Source organism: Thermofilum adornatum (genome assembly GCF_000446015.1).
In the GTDB taxonomy this organism is placed as follows: Archaea; Thermoproteota; Thermoprotei; order Thermofilales; family Thermofilaceae; genus Thermofilum; species Thermofilum adornatum.
Genome location: NC_022093.1, coordinates 1,086,768 through 1,101,064 on the forward strand (window position 1 = coordinate 1,086,768; position 14,297 = coordinate 1,101,064).

Sequence of the window (14,297 nt, forward strand, 5' to 3'; positions counted from 1 at the left end):
AAATCATTCCAGCTTGTAGGGTCGAAGCCGTTTTATCTCAGATAATACCTTCTCAACGAAAGCATTGACGTAGCCCCAGTTAAAGCCCCTCTCCTCTAAAACCTGCTTTACATACATCTCGGTATCCCTATAGTTCTTGAACTTCTCGTTGATCTCCCTCCACGGGATGCCCTTGAGACCATCCGCAAGCCTCTGATCAAAGGGGAGAACCCCCTTAAGCATCAAAAAAGCGATTGACGGGTAACCGAGATACCCCTTGTACACAGAACCGTTATCATTAGAGGAAATACCTAGCCCCCCATCCCACACAACCCTATAAACCCTGCTACCATCAGAGCCAGTCACTTGGGCTTCGCGTTCACCTTTAAAAATTATCCTGCCGTCGCCAACAGCGCCCAATGCCTCCAGTACTTTTACGCGTGGTGGGACCTTCCAGGGAACCCTAGTTTCCCCTGACTTGGGCAAGCCAGACTACACCTATATAATGTGTTGACGTTCAAGAATATTAACCATTCTGTGGATTCTTATTCCGCGGGCTTCCCCAAGGGAAAGACATACAGCGGTCTCTGTTCGCCGAAAACCTCCAAAAAGTCTTCTTCGTGAAATGCGCCTATAGCCACGGTGCCCAGCCCCTCATCCACAGCATTCAGGTAGATGTTCTGACCAACAGCGCCAGCCTCAACCTCCCCTAGCAAGCCGTCCCCAAAAAGAACTATCACGGCGGCTGCCCGCCGAACAGACTCCTGCATGAGGCTGGCCCTCCAAAGCTTTTCACGGAAATCACCAGTCCTAACAAGTTCAAGCTCCATGTCTTTCGCATCGAATTCATAGATTCCCTTATCAAGCCCCCTCACATTAAATACTGCTACGGAGCCATTTACACCATACTCCTCCCCGAACTTTAGATAGGGACGCGAACCAGCAACAATCTCCCCCATAGACCACTTCAAAACGTCCAATAGACTTTCACTGCTTATAGCTTCGCGACTATAGTTCCTTATACTCCTCCGCAAAACAACAGCAGTATCAAACAGTACCCCTTTCTCAAGAGAAAAACCCCTACAATAGCTATCCACACGTGCAACATCAACCCTAGCGGCTATGTACTGTGGCTTCCCAGGGCCAAACTCGAGCTCAACAAGCCTGACACTGCCCCACAGCCCATGACTCACAAGAGACAAGAAAAGATTCTGCAGAGCATGTCCAACCTCGTTCCTCACATACATGTAGCCCCTCTCCCCATAATACGTCACAGTCCTGCCCGGCAAAACCGAAAACAAGAAACCCTCAAAGTCCGCGTTGACGCTTGACTGGACAAGGTTGCCCGAGCAAGACACATACTTATAGAGGCCGGTCTTCAGCGGAAAAATCCTCCCCAAAGAGGATACGTACACCTCAAGCGGGTACGTGGCACCGGCCGACGGGACAGTCCTAAATCGCCTGTCACGGCACCCCTGGACATGGAAAAGGACCCTAGACAGCCATGCCTCGTCCAGCTCGTACCTCAACGGGAGACCATTAGCTAGACACCACAAGCACTCGCGTAGCGACGGACCCTGCCTGTTAGGAGACCCCCTCTGGCCAGACATAACAACAATACATATTGAAATCATTATACATAAATATACCGCTAGCCAAAAAGCCGAAACGCTAAAAACAAATCAAACCGCACCGACCCAAACACGTGGACAAAACCATACTAATCGCAACAAAAAACCGGCACAAAGTCCAAGAAATGGCCCCAATACTCGAGACATACGGGTACAAGCTACAGCCAGCAGACCTCCCCAAAATAGAGATACAGTCAGACACACTCCAAGAAATAGTAGCCTACGCCGCCCGCCACATACCAGCACTAGACAAGCCAGTAATCATAGAGGACGCCGGTCTATTCATCAAAGCCCTAAACGGCTTCCCAGGGCCATACAGCCACTACGTCTACCAGACAATTGGATGCAAAGGCATACTACAGCTTCTCCAGCAGGTTACAGACAGGACAGCAGTCTTCCAGTCGGCAATAGCCCTAAAAACACCCACAGGCGAAACACACATCTTCACCGGCGAAACCATGGGAAAAATAACCACAGAGCCGAGGGGCACAGGCGGCTTCGGCTTCGACCCCATATTCCAGCCACAAGGCACACATAAAACCTACGCAGAAATGAGCCTTCAAGAAAAAAACCTCTACTCCCACAGGGCAAAAGCAACCAAGAAACTAGCAGAACACCTAGCTACTATGGCTTCAGTATACTAGGAGCCCACTTCTCCTGGAACATGGAAGCATAGATATACGCGTTCTGCCATACGTTGGGGATATTGCTTCCCAAATTAAGAAAACCAGAACCACTAGCGCCATAACTGAACACAACTGTCCAGTATCTTAAAAATGTGCCTGCAGACACAGATCTATAAGTATTGTATGGCCAGAAATCAGCCTCAATGGACCCTTGACGACCAGTAAGACCCCCAGATGCCGTGCTCGAGAAACTCGCATATGTACTCCCAATGCTTTGGAGCAGATTCACTGCGGCCTGGTTCAAGATGACTGCTCTCCCAGTGCCCCCATTGTTCCAGTGTGCAAGCAATATACCGGGGTTACTTCTGATCAGAACTCCTTCTGAATAAACCTGGTCGTAAGTATAGACAAATGTCTGGTTCGTGTAAGAAGAGCTTTTCGTATAAGCAAAGTAGTCTGCGAATCCCGCGCCCATCTCAGTCATAAGCCAGTAGCCGTAGTCAGATCGCATGTTTTTCCAATAGATATACGTAATTACAGGTATATACCTTGTCCCATTAACTATCTGCACAATCGCTAACGTAGCATAATACTGGTCACTAAGCGCTGTATCCCCATAGTCCCTATAGACACTGCCTACCCACTCTGTGTTAAGTACAGCGAAAATCCTAATAGGCGCCTTTATCCAAGAGTAACGCATGTATTCATAGTAAACCTGCCAAGTACCATAAGGTCTGAAACGTCCAAGGTGGCAGTAGGTTCCTGAGCAATACCTTCCAAAGGCATGAAGATTGTAGGGGCCAAACGCAGAGTCAGTAGACGGGTCTCTTAGAACAAAAGCCGCGACGCCAAAATAGTTTACGTACCCCCTTGACCGCTGGTGCTCCTGGTCAACGAACTCCACGTCGTAGAGCGGGTGCCAGACGTCCTTGTGTGTAGAGTCCTGGATAAATTGTATCTGTGTCTGATATACTGCGGGCTCGGTGTCCAGGTCGTCGTACCACCACAGTGTGACGTATTGCTTACGTATGTTGGTGGGAAACTTTACCTGGAAGACCAGCTTTGTGTTATATTTGTCTCCCTTTACAAAGTCCATCTGGGGGTCAGACAGGCCTACAGGGTAGTCCACGGGAACACCGTGCCATACAACGGTTGTCCAGTTCTCGTACTGTATAGGCCTCTCTTTAAGTGTTGCCGTGGTTCCGTCGAGCGTGACGTTTACCCTTATCTGTTTTATGGGTATGTATGGGAAGGGTGGGAGCTTGAGGGCGGGGTCTACTGAGAGCTTTTGCCCAAGCCAGAAGAGGGAAAGGTTCGAGCTCATCTCAAGGGTGTAGACCTCGTTACTTATGTCGCTTGGTCTAGTCAACGTTGTCTTGTTTCCAGATGAGTCGTAATAGATCAAGGTATCAGGGGTATTTCTCTGGACGGCAAAGTAGATGTAGTAGTAGGTAGACGCTTCGACCACTATTCCTCTCTCGTCACTTACCACCACCATTATTGGTACATACTGGTCTCCCTTTAGGTCTGTAAGTACGGGGAGCGACGGCTCAAACGTTACAGAGTAGTTGCCCATGCCCGCGTAGGTTACGTCCCTTATCTTGGCCTGGAGCCACTTTCCGGTGAATCTTCCACTTGCATCCATTTGGGGATAGTATATCCTGACCCATCCCTTGGTGATTAGGCGGCCATAAGGAGTTCCAACAAGGCTTGGCGGACTTGTTGAGTAGTCAAGGGATCCGTCTTGCCTCACATTGATCATGATTGTCACGTTCTGGCCCGTCACGCTTATCGGTTTCCTGTAGACAGTCAAGGTTAGTCCCACAAGTACGTCGCTCTCCCAGTTATAGAACCCCATAGCTGTGATGTTTAGCCTGAGCTTTGCATATGCATAGCTCCCAGAGGTGGGGAGGTACCAGTAGCCCTTCATCAAGTTGTAGACTGTTCGTTGCCTGCCAAGCTCCTTCGAGAGGTCGAGCTGGAGTATCTCGTAGGACACTTGGACTCCATACTCGCCGTAGGCCTTGGTTATAGACTGTCTCCAGTACTCTAGATACGTCTTGGCGACCTGCCTGGCCACAGTAAAGTTGTGCCTGTTATTCATTGACATTCCGTATGAGCTAAACCTGTCGGTGAGGTCTGAAAACTCGGAATAGTTAAAGTATGCCCTAGTAGCCACAGCCAGCATTGAGGCCAACGCCCTCTTGAAGTCAGCCGTTATGGCCCCGACAACCTCCCTGACAACTGGGCTCCTCGTCCTTAGAAACAGGCTATGCGTCTCGTATACAGTGACAAGGACAGACATTATCATCAAGCCGATAATTAGTATAGCGGCGACAACCATCTGGGCTGAACGCCTCGCCTTGCTCCTCAAATTTCTCACCCAGAAAAACCTATAACCATCTGTATAAGCAGAGTCGTACCCCTAACACTGTCTGGATCCCCAGTACACACATATGTATATGTAACGGGCTCAGACTCGACGAGTTTAATGTTTTTCCAGTCGTAGTTCGATGCACAACCAATCCAAACGAGGTTTACGCTCTTACTAGCAAGGTCAAAGTCGACCCTGTAGATGTCGATCTTAAAGAGGAGCCCAGGCGGAAGACTGGCACTTGCCAGGAAGCCGAGGTTATAAAACGTGCATTCTCCAGTTTGCTGCATGTTTTCAGAGCCAAGGTTAGCTATTGTTTTCTCGAATACATTGTTTTCTGCCATGTTGTTGAGCAGGTCGTAGGCGAGTCGTCTTAAATCGCTTGTCTCCCTAACATAGACGCTTTTCAGGGGTCTCGTAAACGCCATGACAAGCAGTATTATTGACACGACCATGAAAGTTGCGAGGACGGCCTCTATTACTCTTATCTGACCTTTTCTCTTTGTAAACATCATGGGAAGCCTTCTACCCTCCTCCAAATAGTTAACTCGACGACGTAGGGATAGCTATATATTGTGCATACTCTTCTCAGAGTAACGCTATTAGCCGGGAGAGCAGTTTTACCGCCGTAGGCTATATCAATGTTTGGAAGCCTGCTAATAACTATAGCTACAGGGTTCCCTCTAAACTGTGCAAATATGAAAATGTGGCTTGACAAGGGCTCAACGTACTGGATATATCCTACTAGGTACCACTGTTTCGCACTGGGCAGAACTCGGCCTGCGTTGTTACACAGGGGATCATCGTTCCTAAAGTTTCCAGAGGAGTCCCTACACCAAGTCACGGTAGTAAAATTAAGAAGGTCTTGATACTCTGGTACAGCTTGAAGCAGGTCATCCTTTACTAGCACAGCCCCAGCGTTCCTATTTCCCCTCCTGATAACAGGACTGTTAATATCCTTGTTTACAAAGACATAGTTTCCAATAATGTAGCCCTCTGCCGGGACGCCTCCCTGGGAAGTAGAGGCATAGCCAGCAACGCTTATGAAGCCCTGCCACTCGGCTCTCGCGATAAGAAAAGTATAAAACCACTTGTCTGGTCTCTGCTGTCTAAAATAGCTTGCCAGGTCGCTTGTATAATCGATCCTGCATTTTCCAACGGCATTTGTTAGACAAGTTTTTGTAAGGATTGTCTTGGCCTCCACGTCGCCCTCGTTATTGCCCGCTCCAGGCTGTACACGGACCACGACATACATCGCTGTAATGTTTGCGTTTGGGATGCCAAGTCCATAATAGTTGGTGACGAGGAAATCGTATGCAGAAATGAAGGTGTAGCTTTGGTAATAGTAGTATCCAGCAGGCGTTATATTGATTAACAGCATCGGTCTTATTCTGAGCCTAAAGCCATAGTCCTCTAGGTTCAAGAGCTGTGCAAGCCGAGTAGTGTTTAAGAGGAGTGGATTTGGAAGAGTGCTCAGATTTGCCAGCCTCATAACCTTGTCTGGGTCAACAATGTATGGCGAACGGGCACCGTAGAGTGCTAGTCCAAAGTCTTGTAGAGTATCTGGAGTAACCTGGATATTTGTTCCCCAGTCGACGGGATAGCCAGGGGTAAGTATAAGTTTGTCCATCACCCTTTCAGCGATTGTGTAGAGCTGTTCTTCATAAGTCGTAGCGACAGTAGATGTAGTAGCATTTACCATTCCATATGAAACTAAAATTAAAAGTACTATCAGGAGCCCAACGGCCAGATATTCTAGTGTTGCCTCCATAACTAGCTACACCTAAATATAGTGCCGCCTCTCATAAAACCTTTTCGGTATACGAAGAACTATGGACTTATTGTGACCGAGGAGAACCCTACATATATTGAGCCGCCCATGCTAAACGCTATCACAACAGGTTTTCTCCCTGGGGGAAGAGGCATATAGAGTGTGTCAGATACAGTGAATCCTCCTATGGTAACTGTTCCTTTAACAGCGTGGACCGGATTTTGTCCAAAGTTGGGGGTAACAACAACTCGTACTTGTTGATAGACCTGTAACTTGGCCGTAACGTTTAAGACATTGTCGCCACTCTCTCCCAATTGTATCAGATAAGGCTGTCCGCCAAGCGTGTCAGGGAGCGTAAGGTACATGTAGCTTGTAGAGCCTCCGCCAAGCGTATATACAGAAATCAGTTCAACTATTTCTCTTGCAGCACTCTCGGCTACTTCTCCAAGCATGATGTTCTGGTTCTGCATCTGGTAGATGAACCCCATAAAGCTGAAGGTCGCTAAGATAATGATTGTTGCCTGGAGGATGCTGATAGTTCCAATGATGTGTGAAATTACTGGGTTAACCATTCTTAGTGATTTGTAGGCTTATTTACCTATAAAAACTTTGCAGAGTATTTATCCATTGTTAACAGGGATGGCACTTGGTGTCTTTAAGAGCTACTAATACTGATTCTAGCTATCTTTACTATCAGTACTGATCCATCCGCGTCTGGCCCGGTTAAGTATATCGTCTGGGTTTTCGGGCCAACCGTTATGCTAAGGGTTACACTACTAGTATAATAAAAGACGTACTCGTCTACCGTTATCCCGGTATTCCTTAAAACTATGGGGATAGTACCAGATCCCCCAAGGGTGCCCTTTGTTAATTCAACAATATGCAAGATGAAGTAATTGTACCGCTTCTTGGTGCTACCCTCTGTAACATTTATCTGCGAGCTGTAGAAAGCTCTGAGTCTTGGAACTAGGAATGCGCATGCTCTCCCAGTAAAGTTTTCGTAGACAATGACTATTGGCTCGCCGCTCTTGGCTACTACTTTGGATAGCTCCGTTGCGAGGTCGCCTGTCTCTGGGTAAAGTAGTTTCGGCGTCGTTGTTACAAGTGGTCCACCGCATACTTGTAGCACGAGAGGCGTCGACTCGTAAACTTTAACGTTGTTTGCATAAACAGTTATAGATTGGCTTGAAGGCAGAAGAGAGATCCCAGTGGAGGTCAGGCTGAAACGGGCATACCTAGATCCCCCCTCGCCAAAGGCCACTTGTTCCAGTGCTGTGGCAACGTAGGTTAGCTGTTCCTTTGCATATTCATACTCCATTGTTTGCCTGTTGAGGTCGATTAGTGAGGTAGAATAGAAGAGTGCAATTGTCACTATTGTTAGCATTATGCTTGTCAGGATAACTGTCGCTATTACTGGTGAAATGCCTCTCTTCATGGTTTGCTTATATGCTCTTGTCATTCTGTTTCCGCTCTTCTCCGGCGGATAATAACTATCAGCACAAGGGCTAGAGCCACTACGATAAGTATTATTAGTATCGGCAATATTGGCAGGGAGGGTGTAGGCGATGCTGTTCCGCCCCCGGCCCCCTGTACCATGTAGCTTGTTGACGCGGTTGCCTGGCCTGCCGGTGTGTTATAGGTTACTGTTATCTTGTAGTTGCCTGGGTTGAGGCTTAATGGCAATGTCGCTACACCTTCGGAGGTAGCGGCGCCCTCAATCGTCACGGGTGTCTTTGTAAAGGCTGTGTCGGGCAAAGTTGTGGCTAGTACTGTTGCTCCGCTTTGGTCAGTAACCCTTACCTCTACGTTTGAGCTTGTGTAGAGAGGCGAGACACGTATCACGAGGGTGTTTGCCGTCACCTGAAGGTTTGCTCTTGGCTGGACTGTTGTCGACTTTACCTGTAGCTTCACGATGGATGGGGAATACTTGTTAGAGTCGATCTTTACTGTAACAGTGCCCTCGCCCTGTGGGAAGGAGGCATAAACAGTAGGAGCAAAGTCTCCAGAGTATACAGGCTGGTTTTCAAATGTGATGCTTACTGTTGCCTGCTCGTCCTTGTCGAGCGGGGGGTTAAGTGTGAAGCTCACGGGGACATATGTGTTTGCGACAACTGTGCTTGGAAGGTTTACCTTGGTTTCCCTTACTGGTTTTATTACTAGGTTCAGCGGGAAGCTGTAGGAATAAGTGTAGCCCCAGGGCGTGACGGCTGTAACTTTGACTGTTACGCTGTATTGGCTCCTAGCGAATGGGCCAAGCTTGCTCACGTTCATCAGGAATTCTAGGGTTCGCTTTTCTTCTACATTCATCTTGCCAGTTGTCAATAGGTAGCATTGGACTGGTGCACCGCTTATTTCTGCTTGGGCGTTCTCTATAAATCCTTCCCCCTTCACCCATATGTCCACGTAGAACCTGACAATGTAGAATGGGTCGTAGTCCGTCTTTAGGTACGGCTCTACGTATACATATGTCCTAGGGGCAATCACGCGAACAGGTATACTTGTAAAGGCAGAATAGAAGCCCATGCTCGGTGGTGAGCCGTCATTCATCTCGAAATAGTATGATAGATCAATCTTGATTGTAGTGTCCTTTATGTCTCCTGGAACCATCTGTGACGCGAAGAACCTCGGCGTAAGCTTTACTGTTAGGCTCACTGGTCTCCCGGGAGAAAGCGAGTAAGGCGAGTCGGGAACAACTTCAAGCGTGCTTGTATCTCCAATGGTGATTCTGAGACCCTTCAAGTAGAACACCTTGAGGCCGGCGCCCTCAACCTCTGTTATAAGTATCGTTACGGGCACCTGATACTCGTTGGTCGCCACGAGTTCTGTTGGCAAGGTAACTGTTACCTTTATCCATACGGGTCCAATGTTTACGAGTGATTCTTTTGTTACGGGCTGTGCTGTAGCAGGGATAAAATAGGCTGAGAAGCTGAATACAAGGAGCAAAGTTAACAGCAGTGCTGGGAGGCGTCTGTTTCTGATCCCGAAGTTATTTGCCATGTGTTTTTCAAGCTCGCAACAATATTTAATTTTAGCGTGTCAAAACGCCCTTTACAGATTTGTTTTTACCAGGAAAAACATCGGCTATTCGAGTCCGTACCGCTTAAAGTTGATTTTTCCCATTTTTTCTTCAACAAGCTTCTTGTATTTTTCGTCCAGGTAGGCCCTATAAAGGCACGTTTTACATATAGGGTTCGTAGAGGGCTCTCCGCATACCCTGCAATATGTTGGCTGTTTATAGGGGGCCTTGATTTTTTTCCTGGCAAGCTCTTTGCTTGCAAGTAATCGGTACTTGAATCCTGGGTCTTCGTCCTCGACCTCGTTTACCCAGTGCCTTACCGGGTGTCTCATCGCATAGACTATGTAGGGGCACTCTACGAAGGGAGTATAGATGTTCATGATCAAGGTGTAGGTCAATACCTCTTTCTCAGGTATAAGGTAGAGAGGCTTAATCCTAGGTACAAGCGTGGCACTAGTCTCATCGGAAATTATCCCTTCCCTAAGAATGCCGTCGATGTGGCTCTTCAAGGCATTCATAACAAAGACCTGCGTCTCGTCATCTAGATTGTGGCCAGTAGCCAGCTTCGAGGCATCATGTTCACGTGCAACAGCATTCATAACGTAGCGCCTAAAAACACCGCACACACTGCATGGCTTAATCACGAGTCCCTTCTCTTTTAGTTTCTTCACTGCTTCATCCAAAGTGAAGCCGAAGTAGTCCTTGAAGGAGCCTACATATATCTCTACCCCTAGCTTTGCCGCTAGGTTCCTAAGAGCCTCTAGCTTGTACTCCCTATAACCAGCTATACCCTCGTCAACCGCCACGCCGAAGACTTTGATGCCGAGCCTTCCGGCAAATTTCGAGAGGAGATACAGCGTGGTAAGGCTGTCCTTGCCTCCGCTCACCGCGACTGCTACTCTGTCCCCCTCCTCCACTAGCCGAAAGTGTACGATCGTATCGTAAACTCTCCTCTCAAAGTACTCAACAAAGTGTTCAGCGCAAAGATAGTCTCCTAGATAAGATACGTATACAGAAGCCTTCTTCCCGCACACCATGCATTGGGGAGACGTTGTTATCCACCAGACACTACTGAGTGCAGTTTTATTCTCGAACCAGGTCTAACAAGTTCCTCCTCCGTCGTTACCTCGCCATCTACACTCACAACTACCTCGCTTACCCGTAGACCAAGCATCTTGACAAGGTCCGCTATCCTCGTGTTTGCTGGAACTTTTACCTCCCTGACCTCTCTGCCGAAAATATCTACAAGCACTGACACAAGTTCACCATTACTCATATATTTCTAGGAACACATAGGAAAGAGAACATTTTTATTTCTTTCCCTGCAGGCAAGAAATACAAGCAAGCCAGAAAGAAGCCAACAACCTTTATTAACGGGTAAGCGTCTTTACTACACAATGTCTTCGAGTGTTTTCCAGAGGAAAGACATACCTGTTGTCAACATCGGCAAAAAAGGGCTGGACGAGGCTGTCCTAGAGGAAATAAAGAATGTCTTAAAGGCGAGGGGGATCGTCAAAGTCAAACTCTTGAAGAATTTCCGGGAGGCTTACGGGCTCTCGCCAGAAGAGGCGGCAGTGGTTCTTTCCCAGAGGCTCTCCGCGGAGATTGTAGGTGTAAGGGGATTCGTAATCGTACTAAAAAAGACTATCCGGGGACATTGATTCTCTAGGTTTCAGCCTCTAGGAGCCTCAGGTATTTTATTTCCCCGAAGTCAAATATCCCTGCTTCTATGTCTATCCCATACGCCTTGAACATGTTTATGTCGGCCTCTCTCAGTAGAGGCGAGAGTAAGTCCCTCTCAATGTTTATCTCTGTTCCAGGCATGAGTGGACTAAAGGCTGGCAAAACGTATACCTTTTTCCCAAGAAACTCTCCCTCCAAAAGGACCTTAAGCTTGATTTTTACACCTAGCCTGTCTCTCAGCGCGAGTGCTGGATGCTCGTGGCCCATGAATATGTATTTCACGTCTTCCCGGAATGCCTCGACTGGCAGTGGCTTGTGTCCATGGAAAAACAAATATTCACCCTCAATGAGGCAGGGGTCGTGGAAAGGTATCTCGAGCCTCTTAAGTATGGGTATCAGGTAGTTGTCATGATTTCCCCTTACAACCTCTACCTTTAGGCCTAGCTCGTTTTTTAGATATTCTAGGAGCATAGTGGTTTCCCGCCACTCTTGCCTTGTAACATCTCCAAACTCGTGTTTAACGTCTCCCAGGATAATGAGCCTTGACGCATGGCTCTCTCTAATCATCTCTGCTATATAGTTCCTCATCTCGCTTGTCTGTATCGGCGGGATAAATATTCCCTGCTCTGCGAGCGCCTCCTCGTAGCCAATATGCATATCAGATATTATAAGGGTGTCTGTTTCCTCAAGGTATAAACCGTACCCTATAATCTCAAAGCCTCGACGGATCCTAAGCCTTGGAACCTCCATTACATCACTCACTTCTACTCTTTAGTCAAATGTCCAGAGTTATAAAAATTACATTCCCATAGAGCTTCTGCTAGAAAAGCTTATTTAACATGCAAATAAAAAAGCACCTATGAGTCAACAAAAAACATCCCGAATACCCGAGTTCTACAAGAAGACGCTTGAAGAAAGACTAAACATTGTTGCCGAATATGCCGGCCTCACACAGGAAGAAGTAGCCCTGCTCAAAAACTTTGGAAACCTAGACCCAAAAATCGCAGACTCAATGATTGAAAACGTCATCGGAGCCATGAGCTATCCATTCGCAGTCGCAGTCAACTTCCTCATAAACGGAAAAGACTACCTCGTGCCAATGGTCATCGAAGAGGCAAGCGTAGTTGCAGCCGCAAGCAACGCGGCAAGGGTTATGAGGAGAGACGGAGGCATAAAGTCGATAGCCACTCAGCCCGTAATGATTGGGCAGATACAGGTATTAGGCGTGAAAGACCCATGGCACAAGAGGATGATCATACTCGAGCACAAGGACGAGATTATCCAGAAGGCAAACGAGGTAGACCCGGTTCTCGTCAAGTTCGGCGGGGGAGCCAAGGACGTCGAGGCACGCGTAGTAGAAGGCCCAAGGGGACCAATGATAATTGTCCACCTACTTGTAGATGTTAGAGACGCGATGGGGGCAAACGCCGTGAACACAATGGCCGAAAAAGTCGCACCAATGATTGAGCGCCTTACCGGCGGAAGGGTTCTCCTCAGGATAATATCTAACCTGGCCGACCGCAGACTCGTAAGGTCCTGGGTAAAAGTATACAAGGAAGACATTGGAGGCGAAGAAGTAGTAGACGCCATAGTAGATGCATGGGCCTTCGCGGCGGCGGACCCATACAGGGCAGCTACCCACAACAAGGGAATAATGAATGGCGTTATAGCAGTAGCTCTAGCCACGGCCCAGGATCACAGGGCGATAGAGGCAGGCGCACACGCATATGCCGCTAGGACTGGGAGATATGTACCACTCTCCACTTGGGAAAAGGACCAGGACGGAAACCTTGTAGGCACCCTGGAGATGCCCATGGCAGTAGGGATAATTGGCGGAGCCACCAAGGTTCATCCAATAGCCAAAGTAGCACTAAAAATTCTCGGCGTCAAAACCGCTACAGAGCTAGCCGAAGTAATGGGAGCAGTCGGATTAGCACAAAACTTCGCGGCACTCAGGGCTTTAGCTACCGAGGGTATCCAGAAGGGACATATGAGGCTCCACGCGAGAAACCTCGCAATTATGGCAGGAGCCACTGGCGACCTGATAGACAAAGTAGTAGAGATAATGGTTAGCGAAAACAAGATCAGCTTCGCATATGCACAAGAGTTAGTAAACAAGCTTTCAAAGGAAGGAAAAGCCTAAAAGACTAGAATCCCTGCTTAGCAATGCTCGAATAATAGTTATTTATTACTGGGTCTCCTAGGAGAAGTCTCCTAGCTTCCTCTGAGACTAGCCTAATGAGGAAGTCTTTTTCGCCTGAAGCCTTGTCGCTGGCTCTTACTTTTTCTTCAAGAGAAACAACTCCAAGAGAAGAAAGTTTCTTCAAAGCCTTTAGAACAGCTTTTTCGTCGAACACGTAACCAGTTTCGCCAAGCCTGACCCTGCTTATGGCGTCTCCAAGCTCACTTAGCCATAGGCTACCCCCGAAAACAGTTAAAGCCCTTAGAACGTCAAGGATAAGAGTAGACTCCGCATCGTTTCTTTTGAGTATTTTTTCTAGTTCCTCCATTTTTGTCAAGGTATAAGGAGTATACAAGCTTATAAGTCCAGCGCATAGTTAAGTCTAGGTCTTTAATGAGAAGACTCTCCTTAAACACATGGATCCTTGTATATTTTGCCTACTTTATATTAGTAAATATTTTCCCCGAAGCAGGATACACTGCACTCCTTATCAGCGAGATACTTCTAGGCCGAAACACTTCTCTACTAAATGGTAAAAACGTCAGCCTGGGTCATCTCGCCTTTTTTGCCATGTTACCCCTCCTTCTACAGCCATACCCCTACATAAATAGCATAAGAGCACCAATACTCAACTCGATAATTTTCAGCATGATATCTGCATTAGCAGAGGAGTATTTTTTCAGGGGGGTAATACTTCCAATAGCTGGGAATCCTATCCAAGCATATCTCTTCGCACTTACGCACCTAAATACAACCAATCCTGTCTACTTGGTAAACACATCGCTCCTCGTCCCCCATTACTTCCTCATAGGGCTTATTCTCGGGAAGACCGCAGAGAACCATGGTCTATTCTACTCAATAATATTTCACGTGGGCTACAATATAGTCTCACAGCTCTTTTATCTTAATTTCACGTTACAGGCTGTTCTCTATTTATTGATAGCTGAAGCGGTTCTTTGCATTTTCATGTTTGTAAAAAGATAATTTTATAACTATTTTTTTCCTTTTTTTATAGTTGCAAATATTCAAGAAAAA

The 14,297-nt window shown here is 47.3% G+C and carries 16 protein-coding genes; 4 read left to right on the top strand and 12 right to left on the bottom strand.

Features of this window, described 5'->3' with window-relative positions; all coding sequences use genetic code 11:
- Nucleotides 1–3: 3 nt before the first annotated feature.
- Together N186_RS05940 and N186_RS05945 are read right to left on the bottom strand one after the other, a co-directional pair.
- A complete protein-coding gene (locus tag N186_RS05940; protein ID WP_020962873.1) occupies nucleotides 4–465 on the bottom strand; it encodes a hypothetical protein in 462 nt (153 codons plus the stop codon).
- A gap of 59 nt (nucleotides 466–524) precedes the next feature.
- Nucleotides 525–1,589: a SagB/ThcOx family dehydrogenase gene (locus N186_RS05945; RefSeq protein WP_020962874.1), complete on the bottom strand. Its 1,065-nt coding sequence runs from the start codon at nucleotides 1,587–1,589 to the stop codon at nucleotides 525–527.
- Nucleotides 1,590–1,684: 95 nt separating this feature from the next.
- On the opposite strand from N186_RS05945, the gene N186_RS05950 reads away from it, so the two are divergent.
- The gene (locus tag N186_RS05950; protein WP_020962875.1) at nucleotides 1,685–2,254 is read left to right on the top strand and encodes an XTP/dITP diphosphatase; all 570 of its coding nucleotides are present in this window, start codon (nucleotides 1,685–1,687) and stop codon (nucleotides 2,252–2,254) included.
- Here the strand turns inward: N186_RS05950 and N186_RS05955 are convergent.
- From N186_RS05955 to N186_RS05990, 8 genes are all read right to left on the bottom strand, one after another.
- Complete coding sequence (locus tag N186_RS05955) at nucleotides 2,235–4,610, bottom strand: hypothetical protein (RefSeq protein WP_148682106.1); 2,376 nt, start codon at nucleotides 4,608–4,610, stop codon at nucleotides 2,235–2,237. The two genes, N186_RS05950 and N186_RS05955, sit on opposite strands and share 20 nt — an antisense overlap.
- Before the next feature lie 5 nt (nucleotides 4,611–4,615).
- Nucleotides 4,616–5,149: a hypothetical protein gene (locus tag N186_RS05960; RefSeq protein ID WP_148682107.1), complete on the bottom strand. Its 534-nt coding sequence runs from the start codon at nucleotides 5,147–5,149 to the stop codon at nucleotides 4,616–4,618.
- Complete coding sequence (locus tag N186_RS05965) at nucleotides 5,122–6,381, bottom strand: hypothetical protein (protein ID WP_020962878.1); 1,260 nt, start codon at nucleotides 6,379–6,381, stop codon at nucleotides 5,122–5,124. The genes N186_RS05960 and N186_RS05965 overlap by 28 nt, the downstream gene beginning before the upstream one ends.
- A 59-nt stretch (nucleotides 6,382–6,440) precedes the next feature.
- Nucleotides 6,441–6,953 (bottom strand): hypothetical protein, encoded by a 513-nt coding sequence (locus tag N186_RS05970; protein ID WP_020962879.1) that lies wholly within the window; start codon nucleotides 6,951–6,953, stop codon nucleotides 6,441–6,443.
- Between the two features lie 83 nt (nucleotides 6,954–7,036).
- Nucleotides 7,037–7,840: a hypothetical protein gene (locus N186_RS05975; RefSeq protein ID WP_020962880.1), complete on the bottom strand. Its 804-nt coding sequence runs from the start codon at nucleotides 7,838–7,840 to the stop codon at nucleotides 7,037–7,039.
- Nucleotides 7,837–9,378 carry a hypothetical protein gene (locus N186_RS05980; RefSeq protein WP_020962881.1) on the bottom strand — a complete coding sequence of 514 codons (1,542 nt, stop codon included), beginning with the start codon at nucleotides 9,376–9,378 and terminating at the stop codon, nucleotides 7,837–7,839. The genes N186_RS05975 and N186_RS05980 overlap by 4 nt, the downstream gene beginning before the upstream one ends.
- Nucleotides 9,379–9,462: 84 nt before the next feature.
- Entirely contained in the window at nucleotides 9,463–10,434 is a 972-nt protein-coding gene (locus tag N186_RS05985; RefSeq protein ID WP_020962882.1) for a TIGR00269 family protein, read from the bottom strand.
- A 17-nt stretch (nucleotides 10,435–10,451) separates the two neighbouring features.
- Nucleotides 10,452–10,673, bottom strand: coding sequence for a MoaD/ThiS family protein (locus tag N186_RS05990; protein ID WP_148682108.1), 222 nt, complete (start codon nucleotides 10,671–10,673; stop codon nucleotides 10,452–10,454).
- A 121-nt stretch (nucleotides 10,674–10,794) separates the two neighbouring features.
- Between N186_RS05990 and N186_RS05995 the strand changes: the two genes are divergently transcribed.
- Complete coding sequence (locus N186_RS05995; protein WP_020962884.1) at nucleotides 10,795–11,058, top strand: YhbY family RNA-binding protein; 264 nt, start codon at nucleotides 10,795–10,797, stop codon at nucleotides 11,056–11,058.
- Between the two features lie 4 nt (nucleotides 11,059–11,062).
- Here N186_RS05995 and N186_RS06000 read toward each other — a convergent pair whose 3' ends face one another.
- On the bottom strand, nucleotides 11,063–11,842 hold the full coding sequence (locus tag N186_RS06000) for a metallophosphoesterase (protein ID WP_020962885.1): 780 nt from the start codon (nucleotides 11,840–11,842) through the stop codon (nucleotides 11,063–11,065).
- A gap of 97 nt (nucleotides 11,843–11,939) precedes the next feature.
- Between N186_RS06000 and N186_RS06005 the strand changes: the two genes are divergently transcribed.
- A complete protein-coding gene (locus N186_RS06005; RefSeq protein WP_020962886.1) occupies nucleotides 11,940–13,223 on the top strand; it encodes a hydroxymethylglutaryl-CoA reductase, degradative in 1,284 nt (427 codons plus the stop codon).
- 4 nt (nucleotides 13,224–13,227) lie between these two features.
- Here the strand turns inward: N186_RS06005 and N186_RS06010 are convergent, their stop codons facing one another.
- Nucleotides 13,228–13,590, bottom strand: coding sequence for a hypothetical protein (locus tag N186_RS06010; protein WP_020962887.1), 363 nt, complete (start codon nucleotides 13,588–13,590; stop codon nucleotides 13,228–13,230).
- A 65-nt stretch (nucleotides 13,591–13,655) separates the two neighbouring features.
- On the opposite strand from N186_RS06010, the gene N186_RS06015 reads away from it, so the two are divergent.
- Nucleotides 13,656–14,246, top strand: coding sequence for a CPBP family intramembrane glutamic endopeptidase (locus tag N186_RS06015; protein ID WP_020962888.1), 591 nt, complete (start codon nucleotides 13,656–13,658; stop codon nucleotides 14,244–14,246).
- The last annotated feature ends 51 nt before the right edge of the window (nucleotides 14,247–14,297 follow it).